14 protein-coding genes are annotated in these 18564 nt (G+C 75.3%); 12 read left to right on the top strand and 2 right to left on the bottom strand.

Features of this window, described 5'->3' with window-relative positions:
- Positions 1 to 2: 2 nt before the first annotated feature.
- Genes DSZ44_RS11525 through DSZ44_RS18320 form a run of 6 tightly spaced genes read left to right on the top strand, consistent with a single transcriptional unit; the run spans position 3 to position 7138 of the window.
- Positions 3 to 770 carry a CIS tube protein gene (locus DSZ44_RS11525; RefSeq protein ID WP_110852779.1) on the top strand — a complete coding sequence of 256 codons (768 nt, stop codon included), beginning with the start codon at positions 3 to 5 and terminating at the stop codon, positions 768 to 770.
- Positions 757 to 2586, top strand: a complete 1830-nt coding sequence (locus DSZ44_RS11530; RefSeq protein WP_110852780.1) for a VgrG-related protein — start codon at positions 757 to 759, stop codon at positions 2584 to 2586. The genes DSZ44_RS11525 and DSZ44_RS11530 overlap by 14 nt, the downstream gene beginning before the upstream one ends.
- Positions 2587 to 2595: 9 nt before the next feature.
- A complete protein-coding gene (locus tag DSZ44_RS11535; RefSeq protein WP_110852781.1) occupies positions 2596 to 3000 on the top strand; it encodes a GPW/gp25 family protein in 405 nt (134 codons plus the stop codon).
- Between the two features lie 5 nt (positions 3001 to 3005).
- Positions 3006 to 4952 (top strand): putative baseplate assembly protein, encoded by a 1947-nt coding sequence (locus DSZ44_RS11540; RefSeq protein ID WP_110852782.1) that lies wholly within the window; start codon positions 3006 to 3008, stop codon positions 4950 to 4952.
- A 40-nt stretch (positions 4953 to 4992) separates the two neighbouring features.
- Entirely contained in the window at positions 4993 to 5511 is a 519-nt protein-coding gene (locus tag DSZ44_RS11545) for a phage tail protein I (protein ID WP_258369450.1), read from the top strand.
- Positions 5495 to 7138, top strand: coding sequence for an NADase-type glycan-binding domain-containing protein (locus DSZ44_RS18320; protein WP_181424620.1), 1644 nt, complete (start codon positions 5495 to 5497; stop codon positions 7136 to 7138). Before DSZ44_RS11545 ends, DSZ44_RS18320 begins: the two co-directional genes overlap by 17 nt.
- Here the strand turns inward: DSZ44_RS18320 and DSZ44_RS11560 are convergent.
- Both DSZ44_RS11560 and deoD read right to left on the bottom strand, forming a co-directional pair.
- Positions 7059 to 10202, bottom strand: a complete 3144-nt coding sequence (locus tag DSZ44_RS11560; protein ID WP_110852785.1) for an AfsR/SARP family transcriptional regulator — start codon at positions 10200 to 10202, stop codon at positions 7059 to 7061. The genes DSZ44_RS18320 and DSZ44_RS11560 overlap by 80 nt on opposite strands.
- 197 nt (positions 10203 to 10399) lie before the next feature.
- Positions 10400 to 11116 (bottom strand): purine-nucleoside phosphorylase, encoded by a 717-nt coding sequence (gene deoD / locus DSZ44_RS11565; protein WP_110852786.1) that lies wholly within the window; start codon positions 11114 to 11116, stop codon positions 10400 to 10402.
- Positions 11117 to 11231: 115 nt separating this feature from the next.
- Here deoD and DSZ44_RS11570 point away from each other — a divergent pair, with 115 nt between their 5' ends.
- From DSZ44_RS11570 to DSZ44_RS11595, 6 genes are all read left to right on the top strand, one after another.
- The gene (locus DSZ44_RS11570; protein ID WP_110852787.1) at positions 11232 to 11876 is read left to right on the top strand and encodes a DUF4282 domain-containing protein; all 645 of its coding nucleotides are present in this window, start codon (positions 11232 to 11234) and stop codon (positions 11874 to 11876) included.
- A gap of 75 nt (positions 11877 to 11951) precedes the next feature.
- Positions 11952 to 12986 carry a 3-oxoacyl-ACP synthase III gene (locus DSZ44_RS11575; protein WP_110852788.1) on the top strand — a complete coding sequence of 345 codons (1035 nt, stop codon included), beginning with the start codon at positions 11952 to 11954 and terminating at the stop codon, positions 12984 to 12986.
- Positions 12983 to 15643: an alpha/beta fold hydrolase gene (locus tag DSZ44_RS11580; protein ID WP_110852859.1), complete on the top strand. Its 2661-nt coding sequence runs from the start codon at positions 12983 to 12985 to the stop codon at positions 15641 to 15643. The genes DSZ44_RS11575 and DSZ44_RS11580 overlap by 4 nt, the downstream gene beginning before the upstream one ends.
- 47 nt (positions 15644 to 15690) lie before the next feature.
- Entirely contained in the window at positions 15691 to 16662 is a 972-nt protein-coding gene (locus DSZ44_RS11585; RefSeq protein WP_110852860.1) for an NAD-dependent epimerase/dehydratase family protein, read from the top strand.
- A 191-nt stretch (positions 16663 to 16853) separates the two neighbouring features.
- Complete coding sequence (locus tag DSZ44_RS11590; RefSeq protein WP_373681250.1) at positions 16854 to 17675, top strand: aldo/keto reductase; 822 nt, start codon at positions 16854 to 16856, stop codon at positions 17673 to 17675.
- Between the two features lie 29 nt (positions 17676 to 17704).
- Positions 17705 to 18478: an HAD-IIB family hydrolase gene (locus DSZ44_RS11595; protein WP_110852790.1), complete on the top strand. Its 774-nt coding sequence runs from the start codon at positions 17705 to 17707 to the stop codon at positions 18476 to 18478.
- Positions 18479 to 18564 lie beyond the last annotated feature (86 nt).

An 18564-nucleotide genomic window follows, 5' to 3' on the forward strand; every position in this document is an offset into this window, starting at 1 on the left:
CCATGGTCAACCCCGGGCTGGAGGCGGCGACCGCGTCGGCCGGCGCCGCGAGCAAGTTCGAGAAGGCCTACCTGCAGCTGTACGAGCCCTCGCGCGACGGCTCCCTGGCCAAGCCCGGAGCCCCGCTGCAGCGGGTCGAGTTCCAGTTCAACCCCAAGGAGCTGACCATCGCCAAGGCCGCGAGCTGGGCCCGGGCCACCGGCAGCGGGAACAAGAGCAGCGGACCGCCCCAGTACAAGGGCCCGCAGCCCTCCAAGCTCAACCTCGAGATGTTCCTCGACGCCTCGGACACCCAGGACAACTCCGTGGTCAAGGCCGTGGACCTGCTCCTCGGGTGCTGCGTGCCGACGAGCACGTCCCACGACCAGAAGCGCGACTCCCCGCCGTGGGCGGTCTTCCGCTGGGGCGGCATCACCGGCTTCCTCTCCTACATCTCCAGCGTGTCGGCGAAGTACACCCTGTTCACCAGCGGCGGGGTGCCCATCCGCGCCGTCGTCACCGTCGTGCTCGAGGAGCTGTCGGGGGAGCCGCCGGGACAGAACCCCACCTCCGGCGGGCTGGTCCCGCGCCGGGTCCACGTCATGGCGGAGGGGGACACCCTGCCCGCGCTCGCCTACGGCGAGTACGGCCGTCCGGACCTGTGGCGCGCGGTGGCCGCGGCGAACGGCATCGACGACCCCTTCCGGGTGCGCCTCGGCACCGCCGTCATGCTCCCCGCCGTCGAGGAGCTCGCCCCGGTGGCCGGGGAGGTGTCCCATGCCCTTCGGTGAGGAGCACAGCAGCCAGGTCGTGGTCTCGGTCAACGGGACGGCGCTGGCGCCGGCCGTCACGGCGATGCTCGCGGCGGCCTACGTCGACGACTCCGTCCACGTGCCGAGCATGGCCGTGCTGCGTTTCAGCGACCCCCACCACGACGTCCTCGGCACGATCGGCGCGAAGGTCGGCGACCCGGTGACGGTCGCGGTGCAGCAGAGCGGCCAGGGGGCTCCCGTCCCGCTCTTCGACGGTGACGTCACCGCGCTGGAGAAGGAGATCGACCAGACCGGCGCCTTCACCACGGTGCGCGCCCTGGACGTGCGCTACCGGCTCCAGTCCGGAGCCGCCGTCACCGCGTACACGCAGATGACCGTCTCGGACATCGTGACCAAGGTGGTGCAGGGAGTGGGCCTGCAGGCTCGGGTGGGCTCCTTCGCCCGGAAGCACGAGCACCTGGCCCGGGACGGTGAGTCGGACTGGGAGCTGCTCTGCCGCCTCGCGCGGACGGTGGGTGCCGCGGTGTGGGTCCGCGGCCGCACGGTCCACTTCGACACCCCGACGACGGCGAGCACGGCGCCGTCGGGGACCGACCCCCGCTCGACCGCCGAGGTGGTCTCCGGGGGGCGCAACCTCCTCTCCTTCCGGGCGACGCTGACCGCGTCCACCCAGGTGCCGGAGGTCGAGGCCCGCGGCTGGGACTACACGACCAAGCGGGACGTCGTCGCCCCCGGCAGGGTGGAGACGACGGCGGCGGTCCTCCCGTCCACGCCGTCCGCGCTCGCCACGGCGGCCCACGGCACCAAGCACCTCCTGCCGGTGTCCGGCCTCGCCACCCAGGACGCGGCGCAGGCGGCCGCGAGGGCGAGCGCCGCGGCCCGCGCCGGAGGCTTCGCCGAGATCGAGGGGGTCGTCCGGGGCAACCCGCGGCTGCGGGCGGCGACGGCGGTGCACGTCGTCGACGTCGGCCCCGAGTTCAGCGGCAAGTACGTCCTCACGACCGTGCGGCACGAGCTCGACGAGCGGCAGGGCTACGTGACGGCCTTCACCGCCGCGGACGTCTCGGACAGGTCGGTCTACGGCGTCATCGCGGGCGGTCAGCCTCCGGCGGCCGCCGGGTGGAAGGTCACCACGGCTCTCGTCACCAACGTCAAGGACCCCGACGGCATGGGGCGGGTCAAGGTGAAGTTCCCCTTCGCCGACGGCTACGAGAGCTGGTGGGCGCGGCCGGTACAGCTCGGCGCAGGCGCTGACCGTGGGGTGTCGTGGCTGCCGGAGGTCAACGACGAGGTGCTCGTCGCCTTCGGTGGCTCCTTCGACGAGCCCTACGTGCTCGGTGGCCTGTACAACGGCAAGGACCGTGCGGGAAAGGGGTGGAACGCCCACGTCCACAGCGACGGCACGGTCAAGCGACGCGCCCTCACCTCCCGCAGCGGCATGGTCGTGGAGTTCCTCGAGGACGGCCAGCAGGACGCCCTCACGGTCTCCACCAACAACGGTGCCCAGCACCTCACCCTCACCCAGACGGGGCAGAAGGGCGTCATCCTCGTCTCCCAGGGGCCCCTGGAGGTCACCGCCGAGCAGGACGTCACCGTCACGGGGAAGAGGAACGTCTCGGTCACCACGAGCACGGGGGACCTGTCCCTCAAGGCGATGAACGTGACGATCGAGGCGAGCGCGAAGCTCGCGCTCAAGGCCGCGCAGCTGAGCGCCGAGGCGCAGGCCAGCGCTGCCCTCACCGGGGCGACGGTCAAGGTCGACGGGACGGGGACCGCCGAGCTCGCCAGCTCCGGCGTCACCACCGTCCGCGGCTCCCTGGTCAAGATCAACTAGGGGGATCGCATGGGACAGGAGTTCGTCGGCAGGGGCTGGGCCTTCCCGCTGCGCACGGACGCCACCGGCCGGATCGCGCTCGTCGCGGGCGAGCGGGAGATCGAGGAGAGCATCCGGCTCATCCTCGCGACCTCACCCGGGGAGCGTCCGATGCGCCCCGAGTTCGGCTGCTCCGTCCACGACTACGTGTTCGCCCCGGCCGACGCCGCGACCGCCGGGGACATCGCCTACAGCGTGCGGGTCGCGCTGGAGCGGTGGGAGCCGCGGATCGAGCTCGCCGCCGTCGTCGTGCGCTTCGAGGCGATCGACGACGGCGTGCTCTACATCGACATCTCGTACTCGCTGCGGGGCACCAACGACCCCCGCAACCTCGTGTTCCCGTTCTACGTCATCCCCCAGCACGAGGAGGGCTAGTCGCCATGCTCCCCGCCCCGAACCTCGACGACCGCCGTTTCCAGCAGCTCGTCGACGACGCGAAGCGCCACATCCAGGCCACCTGCCCCGAGTGGAGCGACCACAACGTCTCCGACCCGGGCGTCACCCTCGTGGAGACCTTCGCCCTCATGGTCGACCAGCTCTCCTACCGGCTCAACCGGGTGCCGGACAAGCTCTACGTCTCCTTCCTCGACCTGCTCGGCATGACGCTGCACCCGCCGACGGCCGCGTCCGCGGACCTCACCTACTGGCTCTCGGCGCCCCAGGAGCAGATCGTCGTCGTGCCCGCCCAGTCCGAGGCGGTCACGCCGCGCACGGAGACCGAGGAGCCGGTCGTCTTCCGCACCACCCGCGACCTCGTCGTCCCGCCGCGCTCGCTGTCCCTCGTCCTCACGCAGGGCTTCGGCGGCGACGTCGTCGACCGGGGCGACGCGCTGCGGGCCGGGGAGCGCTTCGCCGTCTTCACCGACACCCCCGCGCTCGACGACGTCGTCCTGCTCGGCCTCGACGACGCCGCGCCGTCGTGCGTCGTCGTCCTGCGCTTCGACAGCGAGGTCCGCGGCGTGGGGGTGGACCCGCGCTTCCCGCCGCTGACCTGGGAGGCGTGGACCGGGACCGGCTGGCGGGCCTGCGAGGTCGACTCCGACGGGACCGGCGGCCTCAACCGGTCCGGCCACGTCGTCCTCCACGTGCCCACCGACCACCGGGCCTCGATCATCGACGGCAAGCGCGCCGGCTGGCTGCGCTGCCGTGTCGTCGACCCGCCCGAGGGCTACCCGCGCTACAGCGCCTCACCGACGATCGGAGCGGTCGTCGCCTTCACGATGGGCGGGACCGTGCCCGCGAGCCACGCGGAGCTGGTCCGCGACGAGATCCTCGGCCTGTCCGAGGGCGTCCCCGCCCAGGTCTTCCACCTCGACCGCAGCCCGGTGGTCGCCGGCGGTGACGTCGTCGTCCAGGTGGCGGGCGGCAGCGGCTGGGACGAGTGGACGGAGGTGGACTCCTTCGCCTCCGCAGGGCCCCAGGACCGCGTCTTCCTCCTCGACCGGGCCACCGGCGAGGTGCACTTCGGGCCGGCGGTCCGCCAGGCCGACGGCACGCTGCGCTCCTACGGCGCCGTGCCGCCCAAGGGCGCCCCCCTGCGGGTGCCGGTCTACCGCACCGGCGGCGGGCCGCGGGGCAACGTGTCCGCGCGGACGATCACCGACATGCGCACGCCCATCCCGCTCGTCGACCGGGTGGAGAACCGGCGCCCGGCACTCGGCGGGGTGGCCGGGGAGTCGGTCGCCGAGGCCAGGCAGCGCGGCCCGCTGCTCCTGCGCACCCGCGACCGCGCGATCACCGCCGAGGACTACGAGCAGCTCGCGCTGCGGGCCGAGCCGTCCGTGGCCCGCGTCCGCTGCGTGCCGGCGACCACACCGGAGGAGTCCGGCGGCGTCCGCCTGCTCATCGTCCCGACGGCGGTTCCCGACGACGCCGGACGGCTGCGCTTCGAGGACCTCGTGCCCCGCGAGGCGGCCCTCGCCCGGATCACCGAGCACCTCGACCGCCGCCGGCCCGTGGGCGCCCGTCTCCTCGTCGAGCCGCCCTTCTACCAGGGCGTGACGATCGTGGCGCGGCTCGCGGCCCGTCCCCGCGCGGACGGCGAGCGGCTCGAGCGGGAGGCGGTCGCCGCGCTCAACAGCTACTTCAACCCCGTGTCCGGGGGGCCCGACGGTGACGGCTGGCCCTTCGGCCGTCCCGTCCACGCGGGGGAGGTCTACGCCGTCCTCCAGGCGCTGCGCGGCACCGAGATGGTCGAGGACGTCAAGCTCTTCGGCGCGGACCCGATCACCGGCAAGCGCGGCGAACCGGTCCAGCGCATCGACGTCGACCCCCAGGGGCTGGTCTTCTCCTACCAGCACCAGGTGCGGGTCGTCGGGGGGCGATGACGTGCGCGGCACAGTCCCTCACCTGCCCAGCGTCGCGCCCGTGGCGCACCGGCTCCCGGCCGTCTACCAGGAGGACGAGTTCCTCCAGCGCTTCGTCTCGGCCTTCGACGCGGCGTTCGCCCCGCTCTTCCTCACCCTCGACACCCTGTCCTGCTACGTCGACCCCGAGCTCGCCCCGCCCGACTTCCTCGACTGGCTCGCGGAGTGGGTGGGGATCGAGGTGGACGACACGTGGTCGGTGGAGCGCCGTCGCGAGATCGTCGGGTCCGCCGCCGCCATCCACCGGCTGCGCGGCACCGCGGCGGGCATCGTCGACGCCGTGCGGCTCGTCGTCGGGGGGCGGGTCGAGATCGAGGAGAACGGTGCGAGCTCCTGGTCCGCCGAGCCCGGAGCCGCACTGCCGGGTAGCGCGGAGCAGTTCCTGCGGGTCGTCGTGCGCGTGCCGGACCCGGGCGCCGTCGACCGCACCCGCCTGGACCGGGTCGTCACCGCCGTCAAGCCGGCGCACGTGGCCCACACCATCGACGTCGTGGAGGACTCCGATGCAGACATGTCCTGAGTGCGGGAGCCGCAACGAGGACGGTGAGCTGTTCTGCGGCACGTGCGGCACCTACCTCGAGTGGGAGGAGACGCAGGCCGCGTCGGCGGCCGGCGGCGCCGGCCCCGACGACGGCGGGGCGGGCGACGGTGCCGCCGACGTCGACCACGACGCCGCTGCCGGTGGGACCGCCCCGAGTGGCGGGGACAGCGGGAGCCCACCCGCAGAGGTCCCGAGCCCGGCGGGACGTGGATCCGTCAGCGAGAGGCCGACGGACGAGCGGCCGCCGGTTCCCGCGCGGGCGCAGGACGCCGCGCCGGACGTCGGTGCCGCGCCGGCCGAGGAGGCCGTGGGGGCTCGCGCAGCGGCCGAGGAGCCGGAGCCGGTCGCCGGTCCCGCGGCGGCGGCTGCGCCGGGAGCGGGGGTGCTCGGCGGACTGGGCGGTCGGGCTGCGCGTGCCGCGCGACGGGCCGCCGACCAGGCCACCGGCGGCGCGGTGTCGACGGCGAGCGGGACCGCCTCCCGCGCGCGTTCCCAGACGCGGAGCGTCACGCAGTCGCCCGGGCGGGCGGTGGTGGACCAGGCGGCGCGGGCGGCCGGGGGTGGTTCGCTCGCCCAGGCGGCGGCTGGGGCAGCCCGGGAGGCGCGCGCCCCGGCGGCGACCGCCCCGGCGGCGGCCGGCGGGGCTGCCACGGCTGCGCCGTCGGCGCCGGAGCGGCGGACGCGGGAACGGGACGCGTCGGCGCGGCCGCGTGACGCGGAGGTCGACGGCCCGCCCGTGGCCGCCCCGGCGCAGCCCAGCCCCACCCGACCCGCGAAGCCGGCACCTCGCCAGCCGGCGGCCCGCAAGCCGGGCGCGCCGGTCCAGCGGCGTCCGGTGCCGCAGGCCCAGGAGGAGGAGCCGCCACCGCGCCCGGGTGAGCTCGTCTGCGGGGCCTGCGGGGCCGGCAACGCGCCGCACCGGCACTTCTGCCGCCGCTGCGGCGCCGACCTGGCCGACGCCCCTGTCCAGCCGCAGCGGTCCTGGTGGCGGCGCCTGCTACGCTCCGAGCCCCGGACGGGTCCCGCGGCGGGCACGCGCCCCCGCTCGCGCCGTCGTCGGCGGTTCCCGACGGCGCTCGTCGTCACGATCGTCGTCCTCGGGCTGCTCGGAGCCGGTGCCTGGTACGCGCGCGACTCCCTCGCCGGCGCCTACGACGCCGTCGTGGACCGGGTCGCGGGCGACGACCCCGTCAACCCGGCCGAGGTGACCGCCTCGAGTGCGCGCGCCGACCGCCCCGCGGCGTACGTGCGCGACGGGATCCGTGACCGCTCGTGGGCCCCCGAGGGGGACGGGATCGGGGAGTCGGTGGAGCTCGTCCTGTCCGAGCCCGTGCGCCTCGTCACCGTCCTCGTCACCGCCGGAAACGGCGGGGAGGAGGACCAGCGGCTGCTGGAGGCGCGCCCACGAGAGGTGCGGCTCACCATGACGACGACGGCGGGGGAGGAGGTCCAGGACGTCGAGCTCACCGACACGGGGGAGCCACAACCGGTGTCGGTGGGGCTCAGCGACGTCGAGCGGGTCCGCCTCACGATCCTCTCGGTGTACGGGGAGGAGCTGGGGGCGCCGGTCGCGCTGGCGGAGGTGGAGCTCCAGGGGCGGGGCTGAGGTCCTCGGCCACACCGAGCTCGCGCAGCACCTGCGAGTAGGAACGCGCAGCGCGCTCGGCGGCGGCCGGCTCCCCGGCCGCGCGGAGCGCGGCGACGAGGGTGCGCCAGGCGTCGTCGCGGTACTCGTCGATGTCGACGCTGCGCTGCGCGGCGCGTACGGCCTCGGCGTGGTCACCGGCGGCGAGCGCCAGCTCGGCGAGCAGGGCGGCGGCCTCCGCCACCCGGGTGCGGTAGCGCTCGCGGGTGGGCACCAGCCAGTCGGCCGGGCCCTCCTCGGGCAGCACGTCCCCGGTGTACCCGGCGAGCACGGCACCGAGCGCGGCACGCTGGCCGGCGACGTCGCCGCGGCGGGCGGCGCGCGCGGCGGCGGCCAGCGCCTCGTCGACCACGACGACGTCGCTCGTGGAGCCGGGTCCGAGGGCGAGCATGTAGGACTCGCCGTCGCGGACGACGAGGCTGCTGTGCCGCCCCGGGACGCCCGGCTCCAGCGCCGCGCGCAGGCTCGAGACGCTGACCTGGAGGTTGTGCATGGCCGCCGCCGGGTCGAGCTCGCCCCACAGGGCGTCGGCGATGAGCTCGCGGTGGACGGGGCGCCCGGCGTGGACGGCGAGGAAGCGGAGCACGGTCCGGGCGCGCGGGCGGATGCCGCTGAGGTCGGGCGCCTGGCCGTCGACGAGCAGCTGGAGCTCGCCGAAGCAGCGGACCGTGAGGACGGGGCCGGGACGTGAGTCGGGCTCGGGCGGGCTGGCGGCCGAGGGGCCGCTCGCCGGAGGACCGGCCGGGGAAGCGGCGACCGGGGTGGGGCCGGCGGGGTCGAGAGGATCCGCGTCGGTGGGCCGCGCGACCGCGGGATCGCGCGACCAGGGGGACATGTCCGGCAGCCACGCCCACGGCCGGCAGTCCAGGCCGGTGGTGCTGGCGGTCGTGCGGGCCAGGGTGAGGAGCTCGTCGCGGTCCTCGGCACGCGTCGCGGCCAGGGCCGCGTAGGCGATGGCCGCGGCGCCAGGCACCCCGGCGGACCGCGTGTGCGCCTCCGCCTGGCGGGCCTGCTCGGCGGCGTCCGGCAGCTCCTGCGCCGCGGCCAGCAGTGCGCCGGCCGCGCTCACCCACGCCTCCAGGACGCCGGCGTCGAGCTCACGCAGCCGACGGCGCAGCTGGTCCAGGGTGCGGGCGTCCACGGCGCCCGACGGCAGACGGATGAGGCACCACACGAGGGCGACGATCGCGGCCGCCCACCGGTCGCCGCGGGCGTCGAGGTCCCCGATGACGGCGGTCATCGGGCGGCGGTCGCCCGAGTGGCCGGCCACGGCGATCGCGGAGGTGAGGCGGGCCAGCCAGGTGAGGCCGTGGCGCTCCGCCTCGAGGTAGATCTGGTCGAAGGGTGAGGCCTGCGGTGAGCTGAGGGGACCGGCGCGGACCTCGGCCCGCGCGTTCGCGCCCCCGGCGATGATCGCGCCGAGCGTCGCGAGGACCAGCCGCGCAGCCAGGGCCAGTCCCGGGGCGGTGCCCTCGGGCTCCTCGGCGAGCGTGCGCAGCTCCCTGCTGCCCGTCCTGCGGTCCCCGCCGAGCAGGTGGGCGAAGCCGGCCACGTCCCGTACCGCGGCGTCCTCCGCCCCGGCGGCACGGTGGGCGACGTCGAGCGGGTGGCGCCGGGTGGCAGCGAGAAGCAGGTCGGGCCACCGGGGTCGTGGCGGCACCTGCCCCCCACGCCAGGCGGTGACGCTCGCACGCAGCTCGTCGCACAGCCGCTGCGCGCTCGGGTCGGTGAACTGCGCCCGGGCGCGCTCCGCGGCCGCGGCCGCGTCGTCGAGCCGGCCGTCCCCGAGCAGCCGCCGGGCGTCGGCCAGGCAGCACCACGGGTCGGAGGCGGTGAGCCACGCCGGCAGCAGCGCCGCCCAGGTCAGGTCGCGGGACAGCGCCTGGTGGGGGGAGGCGAACACACGCGTCCCGGACTCGTGGAGCAGGGCGCGCACCCCCGGCCAGTCCTCCGCCCGGGCACGTGCGCGCAGCGCCTCGACGAGGTCGCCCTCCTCCTCGAGGATCTCCGCCGCGCGGAGGTACCACTCGGCCGCCCCGGCGGGACCGAGCTCCTCACGCAGTGCCGTCTCGAGGTGGCGGCGCAGGACCTCGTGGTAGCTGAAGGTGTCCCCGCCGTCCGCCGTCGTCGTCAGTGCCTGGCGGGTGACGAGGTCCCGCAGGGTCCACTGGGCGTCGGTCGTGCCGAGGAGGGCGTTGCACCGGTCGGCGGTGAGGGCGTCGAAGACGCACGTCCGCAGGAGGAACGCGGTCGTCTGCGGCGGCAGGCCGGCGAGCACCTGGGCGGTGAGGTACTCCTGGGCGTAGCGGGCGCGCCCGGCGAGCGCGTGGACGGCGCGGCGCCGGTCGGCGGGCTGGCTGTCGAGGGTGGAGAGGTGGAAGAGCTGGAGGGCGGCGGCCCAGCCCTGGGTGTACCGGGTGAGCGCGGCGGTGTCGTGCGGGGGGAGCGGGGCGTGGTGGACCTGCCGGAACAGCGTCTCGACCTCCCACGTGCGAAAGCGCAGGTCCTCGCCCGTGAGGACGACGAGGTCGGCGAGCTCGCTGCGGGCCAGGTTGAAGCCCGGCATGCGTCGCGAGCCGATGAGCACCCGTAGCTGCGGCGGGGCCAGGAGCAGCACCTGCTCGAGCTCGGCCTCCGCGGGCAGCCCGGCGAGGACGTGGAGGTCGTCCAGGACGAGGAGCACGGGGTCGGCCAGTCGTTCGAGGGCCATCGCGAGCTGCTCGGGCGTGCCCGGTGCGTCGTCGTCCGGGAGGTGAGGGACCAGGGCCCGGTGCAGGAGGGGGACGATCCGGCCGGTGGACCCGGCGTCGAGCCGGCACCAGGCGACGGGCAGCCCACTGGCGGAGGCCCACTGCGCCATGAGCGTCGTCTTGCCCGTGCCCGGCGGCGCCACCACCAGCCCCATCCGCTCGCGGGCGACGGCGTCCAGCGCCCGCAGCAGCTGGGGGCGGCGCAGCCCGTTCACCTGAGGCACGGCCGTGCTGGCGCGCGGGAGCGCGGCGCCAGCGGCGCCGTCGGGTTCCACGCCCGTCGGGCACATCAGGACCCCCCGTCCCTGTTTACCGCCCGGTCGTGGACGTCAGTCTAGGAGCCAGCCCGCCCCCCAACGTCGCATTTGGTGCGCTGGGGGACGGTTCCGGCGTCGTCGGCGTCGGTCACCCGACCAGTTGCGGAGCCTGGGGGCGGGACCGGGCGGGACCGGGTGGGACCCGCGGGGCTCGGCTAGTCGCTCAGGGCGGCGGCGACGGCGAGGGAGAGAGCGCCCTGGAAGGTCGTCTCGCGCTCGTCGGCGCTCATGTCCTGCGAGCCGTCGAGGAGGTGGTCGGAGACGGTGAGGACGGTGAGCGCCTGCCGGCCTAGCTCGGCGGCGACGCCGTACAGGGCGGCTGCCTCCATCTCGACGCCGAGCACCCCGTAGGCACCCAGCGCCTCCGTCTGGCCGGGCACCTTGAGGTAGAAGTGGTCGCGGGAGACGATCGTGCCCACGTGGTAGCGCTCGATGCCCTGCTCGCGCGCGGCGCGCACGGCCGCCTCGGCCAGCTCGAAGGACGCGACGGCGGAGAAGTTGATCCCCGGGATCCGGTGCTGGTTCATGGCGGAGTCGGTGTGGGCGCCCAGGCCCACGAGGACGTCACCCACGCGGACGTCGGGGGAGATGCCGCCGGCCGTGCCGACACGGATGATGCGCTGGACGTCGTACTCGCGGAAGAGCTCGGTGGCGTAGATGGTCGCCGAGGGCTGGCCCATGCCCGAGCCCATGACGCTCAGCGGCTTGCCGTCCACTGTGCCGGTGTAGCCGAGCATGCCGCGCACGTCGTTGACGAGGCGGGCGTCGGGCATGAGCTGCTCGGCGATGCGCTGCGCCCGCCGGGGGTCGCCCGGCATGAGGACGGCGGGGGCGAAGTCGCCGGCGGCGGCGGCGATGTGGGGCGTGGGCACGTGGACCTCCAGGGGTACGGACGGGTGCGGCCCATGCTGCCACGCCGCCCGCACGGCGGTGGGGGACCGGGGCTAGGCTCGCCCGTGTCTCCACCCGCCGACGACAGGGGCAACGATGTCCGACCAGCACAGCGAGCACCGACCCCAGGACGGCTCGGCGCCCCCGCCGCCGGCGCCCTGGGGCGCCCAGCCGCCCGGCGGTCAGCCGCCCGGCGGTCAGCCGCCCGGCGGTCAGCCGCCCGGCGGTCAGCCGGCCGTCGGCCAGCCGGCCCAGCCGGCTCCCGGCCAGGCGGCTCCCGGCCAGGCGCAGCCCGGTGGCTATCCCGGCTACCCGCAGCAGCAGGGGTACCCGCAGCAGCCCGGTCACCCGCAGCAGCCCGGTCACCCGCAGCAGCAGGGGTACGCGCCGGGCTACCCGGCGCAGCAGGCCGGGCCGGGGCAGGGCTACCCGCAGCCGCAGCAGCGCCCCTCCGGCCTCGGCGGGCTCGCCGACCTCGGCTTCACGCGCCGGATCACGCCCGGCCTCGCACGGATCGTCTACGTCGCCGTCCTCGTCCTCGCGCTGTTCGGCCTCATCGTCGCGATCATCGGCGCGATCGGCGCCTTCGGGATGGCGAGGAACCCCTTCATGGGCGGGAGCCAGTGGACCCTGTACGGCCTGTTCTTCCTCGCCACCGGACCGCTCGGCGCCTTCGTGCTCGTCGCCTTCGCCCGCTTCTGGCTCGAGTACTTCCTCGACCGTGCCGAGGAGCGCCGCTGAGGGGTGAGCGGTCCCACTGACGGGGGCCGTCGCCCCGGTGTGCGCCCCGTGACGTGCTCCGGATAAAGTCGTCTGGTGACTCCCGCTGGTAACGCGACCTTCCGCTACTCCAACGCGGCACTCCTTGCTGTCACGCACATCGAGGCTCCCGTGCGGGTGCCGTCGTCGCGTTTCGAGGAGGAGCTGGCGCCGACGCGTCGGCGGCTGCGTCTTCCCGACAACCTCCTCGAGCGGGTCTCCGGGGTCGTCGAGCGGCGGTGGTGGGAGCCGGGCACCCGCTTCGACGACCCGGCCATCGAGGCCGGTGCCAAGGCGCTGGCCGAGGCCGGGGTCGACCCGGCCGGGGTGGGACTGCTCGTCAACACCTCCGTGACCCGCACGCACCTGGAGCCCTCCGTGGCGGTGCGCATCCACCACGGGCTGTCCCTGCCGAGCTCGGCGCTGAACTTCGACATCGCCAACGCGTGCCTCGGCTTCGTCAACGGCATCATGCTCGCGGCGACGATGATCGACGCGGGACAGATCGACTACGCCGTCATCGTCAACAGCGAGGACGCCCGCGGCACCCAGGAGACCACCCTGCGCCGGCTGTCGGGCCCCGAGGTCACCCGTGAGGACTACCGCCGCGAGTTCGCCTCCCTCACCCTGGGCAGCGGGGCGGCGGCCGCCGTCATCGGCCGCGCCGACCTCCACCCCGGCGGCCACCGCATCGTCGGTGGTGTCACCCGCGCGGGCACCGAGCACCACGAGCTGTGCGTGGGCAGCCTCGACGGCATGTTCACCGACACCAAGGGCCTGCTCGACGGCGGTCTGCCGCTCGTCACCGCCGCCTTCGCCGAGGCGAACAACGGCGCGGGCTTCCAGTGGGGCGACATGGACCGCTACGTCACCCACCAGATCTCCACGCCGTACACGAAGGCGGTCATCGACGCGATCGACCTGCCCGAGGACCGCGTGCCGATCAGCTTCGGCTACTGGGGCAACGTGGGTCCGGCGTCGCTGCCGATGACCCTGGCGGCCCAGGCCGACTCCCTCGCACCGGGGGACCGCGTGCTGTGCCTGGGGGTGGGGTCGGGCCTCAACACGGCGATGCTCGAGCTGCAGTGGTGAGCCCGGGCAGCGACCTGCCCGACCTCCCCGGCCTCGACCGCCGCTGGAGCCGCCGCGTCACCGTCCCCGGCACCGGGGAGGACCCGCCGGTCACCTGGCACCTGCTCGACAACGCCCCCGACCTCACCGGCGAGGTCCGCGGCACGCTGCTCGCGGTCCACGGCAACCCGACGTGGTCCTACCTGTGGCGTTCGCTGCTGCCGGCCGCAGCCGCCGCCGGCTGGCGTGTGGTCGCCGTCGACCAGCTCGGCATGGGCTTCTCCCAGCGCGACGGACGCTTCCGCCGCCTCGCCGACCGTGTCGCCGAGCTCGGCGACCTCACCGACCACCTCGGCCTCACGGGCCCGGTCGTCACGGTGGGGCACGACTGGGGCGGGGTGGTCTCCCTCGGCTGGGCCGTCCAGCACCCCGAGCTGCTCGCCGGCGTCGTCGTCACGAACACCGCCGTCCACCACGACGACGACTCGCAGATCCCCGCGCTGCTGCGGCTGGCGGGCAACCCGAGCGTGCACGGCTGGGCGACGAGCGGCACCCGCACCTTCCTGCGCGCCACCCTCGCCCTGGCCCACCCGCCGCTGAGCCGGGAGGTCCGCGCCGCCTACCTCGCGCCCTACGACGAGGACCGCCGCGCCGTCGCTGACTTCGTCGCCGACATCCCCGCCGACCCCGGCCATCCCAGCCGCCCCGCCCTCGACGCCGTCGCCGCCGGCGTGGCCCGCCTCGAGGTCCCGGCCCTGGTCCTGTGGGGCCCGCGCGACCCGGTCTTCCAGCGCCGTTACCTCGAGGACCTCCTGCGCCGCCTGCCGCACGCCGACGTCCACCGCTTCGAGGGCGCCGGCCACCTCCTCGCCGAGGACGTCGACGTCGCCGGCACCATCATCCGCTGGCTCCGGTCCACCTTCCCCGCCGAGAGCGCACTTCCCGCCGAGAGCGCACCTCCCGCCGAGAGCGCACTTCCCGCCGACAGCGCACTTCCCGCCCGCCCGCTCGCCGCCGTCCTCGACGAGCGCCGCGAGGACGACGCCCCCGCCGTCGTCGCCCTCCACCCCGGCGGGACCGACACCGTGACGTGGCGCGACCTCGCCACCCGCGTGCGCCACCTCGCCCTCGGCCTGCACGACGCCGGGGTTCGGCCCGGCCAGCGCGTCAGCCTCCTCGTCACCCCGGGCGTCAGCCTCACGACCGCCCTCTTCGCGTGCCTGCGCCTGGGCGCCGTCGCCGTCATCGCCGACCAGGGCCTGGGCCTGCGCGGCATGAGCCGCGCGATCCGCGGCGCGTCCCCGGACGTCGTCATCGGCATCGAGCGAGGCCTCGTCGGTGCGCGGGTCCTGTCGTGGCCGGGCCGCCGCGTCGCGGTGAGCGAGCTGCCGCCCGCGCAGGCCCGCGCGCTCGGCGTCACCGACACCCTGCCCGGGCTCACGGCCCGCGGTGCCGAGCTCGAGGGCGCCGGAACCGACCTGCCGCCCCTGCCCGGACCGGACGACGACGCCGCCATCCTCTTCACGTCCGGCTCCACCGGTCCCGCCAAGGGTGTCGTCTACACCCACCGCGGCCTGGCCGGGATGCGCGACACCCTCGCCACCACCTACGGCCTGGGTCCGGACTCCTCCTTCGTCGCGGGCTTCGCCCCGTTCGCGCTGCTCGGCACCGCGATGGGCTCCCTCGCCGTCGTCCCCGACATGGACGTGACCGCGCCGGCGACCCTCACCGCCGCCGCGCTCGCCGAGGCGGTCCGCGCCGGCCGCGCGACCGCCGTCTTCACCTCGCCCGCCGCGCTCCGCAACGTCCTCGCGACCGCGGGGGAGCTGACGGCCGAGCACCGTGAGGCGCTCTCCGGAGTCGGGCTCTTCCTGTCGGCTGGGGCGCCGATCCCGCCGGAGCTGCTCGCGCGCGTCGCCGAGGTCATGCCCCGCGCGAGTGCCCGCACGCCCTACGGCATGACCGAGGTCCTGCCGGTCACCGACATCGACCTCGCGGAGATCCGCCGCGCCGTCGCCGACGTCGGCACCGTGGCGGGCGCAGGCGGCGGCACCTGCGTGGGCCGCCCGGTGCCCGGCACCGAGGTCACCATCCTCCCGCTCGACGACGACGGCGCCGCCACCGGCGAGCCCACCGACGCACCCGGCGTGACGGGCGAGATCCTCGTCGCCGCGCCGCACCTCAAGCGCACCTACGACCGGCTGTGGGCCACCCAGCAGGCGAGCGCCGACCACCCCGGCCGCCACCGCACCGGCGACGTCGGGCACCTCGACGCCGAGGGGCGGCTGTGGGTCGAGGGGCGCCTGTCGCACATCGTCACCGCGCCCGGGGGCGTCGTCACGCCCGTCGCCGTCGAGCACGCCGCGGAGCGGGTGCCCGGAGTCCGGCGCGCGGCAGCCGTGGGCGTCGGTCCCGCCGGCACCCAGCAGCTCGTCGTCGTCCTCGAGACCGACCCGGCCGTCGACCGCCGTGCCCGCGCCGGCGCCTCGCTCGCCACGCCCGGCCTCACCCGCGCGGTGCGCCGCGCCGTCGCCGAGGCGTGCGACGTCCCGGTGGCCGCGGTCCTGCGCGTGCGTGAGCTGCCCACGGACGTGCGGCACAACGCGAAGATCGAGCGCGGGCGTATCGGGCGGTGGGCCGAGCGGGCCCTGGCGGGCGGGCGGATGGGCGAGCCGTGAGCCGCCGCGTGGACGCGCCCGCCACCGCCGAGGCCGCCTCGCGGCGGCTGCGCGTCCTCGTCACCGGGGCCAGCGGCATGCTCGGACGGCGCACCGCGGAGCGGCTCGTCGCCGCCGGTCACGACGTCCGTACCTTCCAGCGGCGTCCGGCGGGCGTCGGGGGCGCCCAGGACTCGCTCGGGTCGCTCACCGACCCGGAAGCGGTGACGCGCGCCGTCGAGGGGCGCGACGCCGTCGTCCACCTCGCCGCGAAGGTGTCGGTGAGCGGGCCGCGGCAGGAGTACGAGCAGGTCAACGTCGAGGGCACGCGCACGCTGCTCGCGGCCGCCCGCGCGGCGGGGGTGCGGCGCTTCGTCCAGGTGTCCTCGCCGTCGGTCGCGCACACGGGAGGCTCGCTCGTCGGCGAGGAGGCGGGCCCGGCGCAGCCGGAGCACGCGCGCGGCAACTACGCGCGGACCAAGGCGGCGGCGGAGCTGCTGGCGCTGGAGGCCGACGGGCCCGACTTCGCCGTCGTCGCTGTCCGGCCGCACCTCGTGTGGGGGCCGGGTGACACGCAGCTGGTCGCGCGGATCGTCGAGCGCGCCCGCGCCGGGCGACTCCCGCTGCTCGACCACGGCGCCGTGCTCGTCGACTCCGTCTACGTCGACAACGCGGCCGACGCGCTCGTCGCCGCGCTCGAGCGCGCGCCGCAGGCCCACGGGCAGGCACTCGTCGTGACGAACGGGGAGCCGCGAGCGATCGGGGACCTCATCGCGGGCATCTCGCTCGCAGCAGGGGCGCCGGCCCCGGCCTGGCGGGTGCCGGCGCGGCTGGCCAAGGTGGCCGGGGGACTGGTCGAGGCGGTGTGGGCGGTGCGCCCGGGCCGCGACGAGCCGCCGATGACCCGCTTCCTCGCCGAGCAGCTGTCCACCGCGCACTGGTTCGACCAGCGCCGCACCCGCGAGGTGCTGCGCTGGGAGCCGGCCGTCAGCATCGACGAGGGCGTGGCGAGGCTGGCCGAGCACTACCGCCGCACCTGAGGCGACGGCGCGGCCCTCACCATCGCCGATTGCCGGCTCCCGCCTGCCTGCCGCGCCGCGTGAGCTCCCCGGTTGTCCTCTGAGTTCCCCTGTCCGAGCGCGTCGCCATGAGGAGAACCGGGGAGGTCGCGCTCGCGGCACGAGAGAGCGCGGCGTGCGGGGGAGTGCGGACCACCGCCACAATGGACGCCATGATCCCGACTCTCGCGCTCAACGACGGCAACCGGATCCCGGCGATCGGCCTCGGCAGCTGGCCGATGGACGAGGAGGCCCCCGAGGCCGTGCGGACGGCGCTCGAGATGGGGTACCGCCTCATCGACACCGCTGCGAAGTACGAGAACGAGGAGGCCGTCGGCCGCGGCATCGCCGAGTCCGGCGTGCCGCGCGAGCAGATCGTCGTCACGACCAAGCTCCGGGGCAGCGAGCAGGGCTACGAGGAGGCGCTGCGCGCCTTCGAGACCTCGCGCAAGAAGCTCGGCCTCGACTACGTCGACCTCTACCTCATCCACTGGCCGCTGCCGCGCCTGGACAAGTACGTCGACTCCTGGCGCGCACTGGTCAAGCTCCGTGAGGACGGCGTCGTCCGCTCGATCGGGGTCTCGAACTTCACCGCCTCGCACCTGGACCGGATCATCGCCGAGACCGACGTGGCGCCGGCGGTCAACCAGATCGAGCTGCACCCCTACTTCACCCAGGCCGACATGCGCGCCGCCGACGCCGAGCGCACGGTGCTCACCCAGTCGTGGAGCCCGCTCGCGCGCAGCGCCTCGCTCCTCACCGAGCCCGCGCTCGAGCAGATCGCCGACCATCACGGGGTGGAGACCGCGCAGGTGGTGCTGCGCTGGCACGTGCAGCTCGGCGTCCTGCCGATCCCGAAGTCGGCCAGCCCGGACCGGCAGAGCCTCAACCTCGACGTCTTCGGCTTCGAGCTGAGCGAGTCGGAGATGGCGCAGATCAGCGGCCTCGAGCGCGGCCGGCAGAGCCACGACCCGGACTCGCACGAGGAGTTCTGACCCCGCGGGTGCGCTTGTATCCTGAGCCGATGCCCGCTCCGCGCCTGGTCGCCTTCGACCTCGACGACACCCTCACGCCCTCGAAGTCCCCGATCCACGCGGAGATGGCCGAGGCGCTCGCCGCGCTCCTCGGCGTCGTCCCGGTGTGCATCATCTCGGGCGGGCAGCTCGAGCAGTTCACCACGCAGGTGACCGACCGTCTCGACCTCGACGACGACGCGCGCTCGCGTCTGCACCTCATGCCCACCTGCGGCACGCGCTACTACCGCTACGACGACGACGGCGGCGAGCTTCGTGAGGTCTACGCCCACGACCTCAGCGCCGAGGAGCGCGCCGAGGCGCTGGCCGTCGTCGAGCGCGAGGCGCGCCGCTTGGGCCTGTGGGAGGAGGAGACCTGGGGCCCGGTCCTGGAGGACCGTGGCTCGCAGATCACCTTCTCCGCCCTCGGCCAGCACGCGCCCCTGGACGCCAAGCGCGCCTGGGACCCGACGGGGGAGAAGAAGGAGCAGCTCCGCGCCGCCGTCGCGCCGCTCCTGCCCGAGCTCGAGGTCCGCTCCGGCGGCTCGACGTCGATCGACATCACCCGCCAGGGCGTGGACAAGGCCTACGGCATGACCCGCCTGGCCGAGCACACCGGCATCAACCTCGCCGACATGATCTTCATCGGTGACCGCCTCGACGAGGGCGGCAACGACTACCCGGTCAAGGCGATGGGAGTCCCGTGCATCGCGGTCGACGGCTGGGAGGCCACGGCGCAGACGGTCCGGGGACTGGTCGCCAACCTCGAGCCGACCCACGCCTGACACCAGCCAGGCGCCCCCCGGGTGTGCATGTGGGCGACATCTGCGGCCCAGCCGCGCTTCGCGCTGCAGACGTCGCGCATATGCGG

Source organism: Georgenia satyanarayanai (assembly GCF_900116375.1).
In the GTDB taxonomy this organism is placed as follows: domain Bacteria; phylum Actinomycetota; class Actinomycetes; order Actinomycetales; family Actinomycetaceae; genus Oceanitalea; species Oceanitalea nanhaiensis.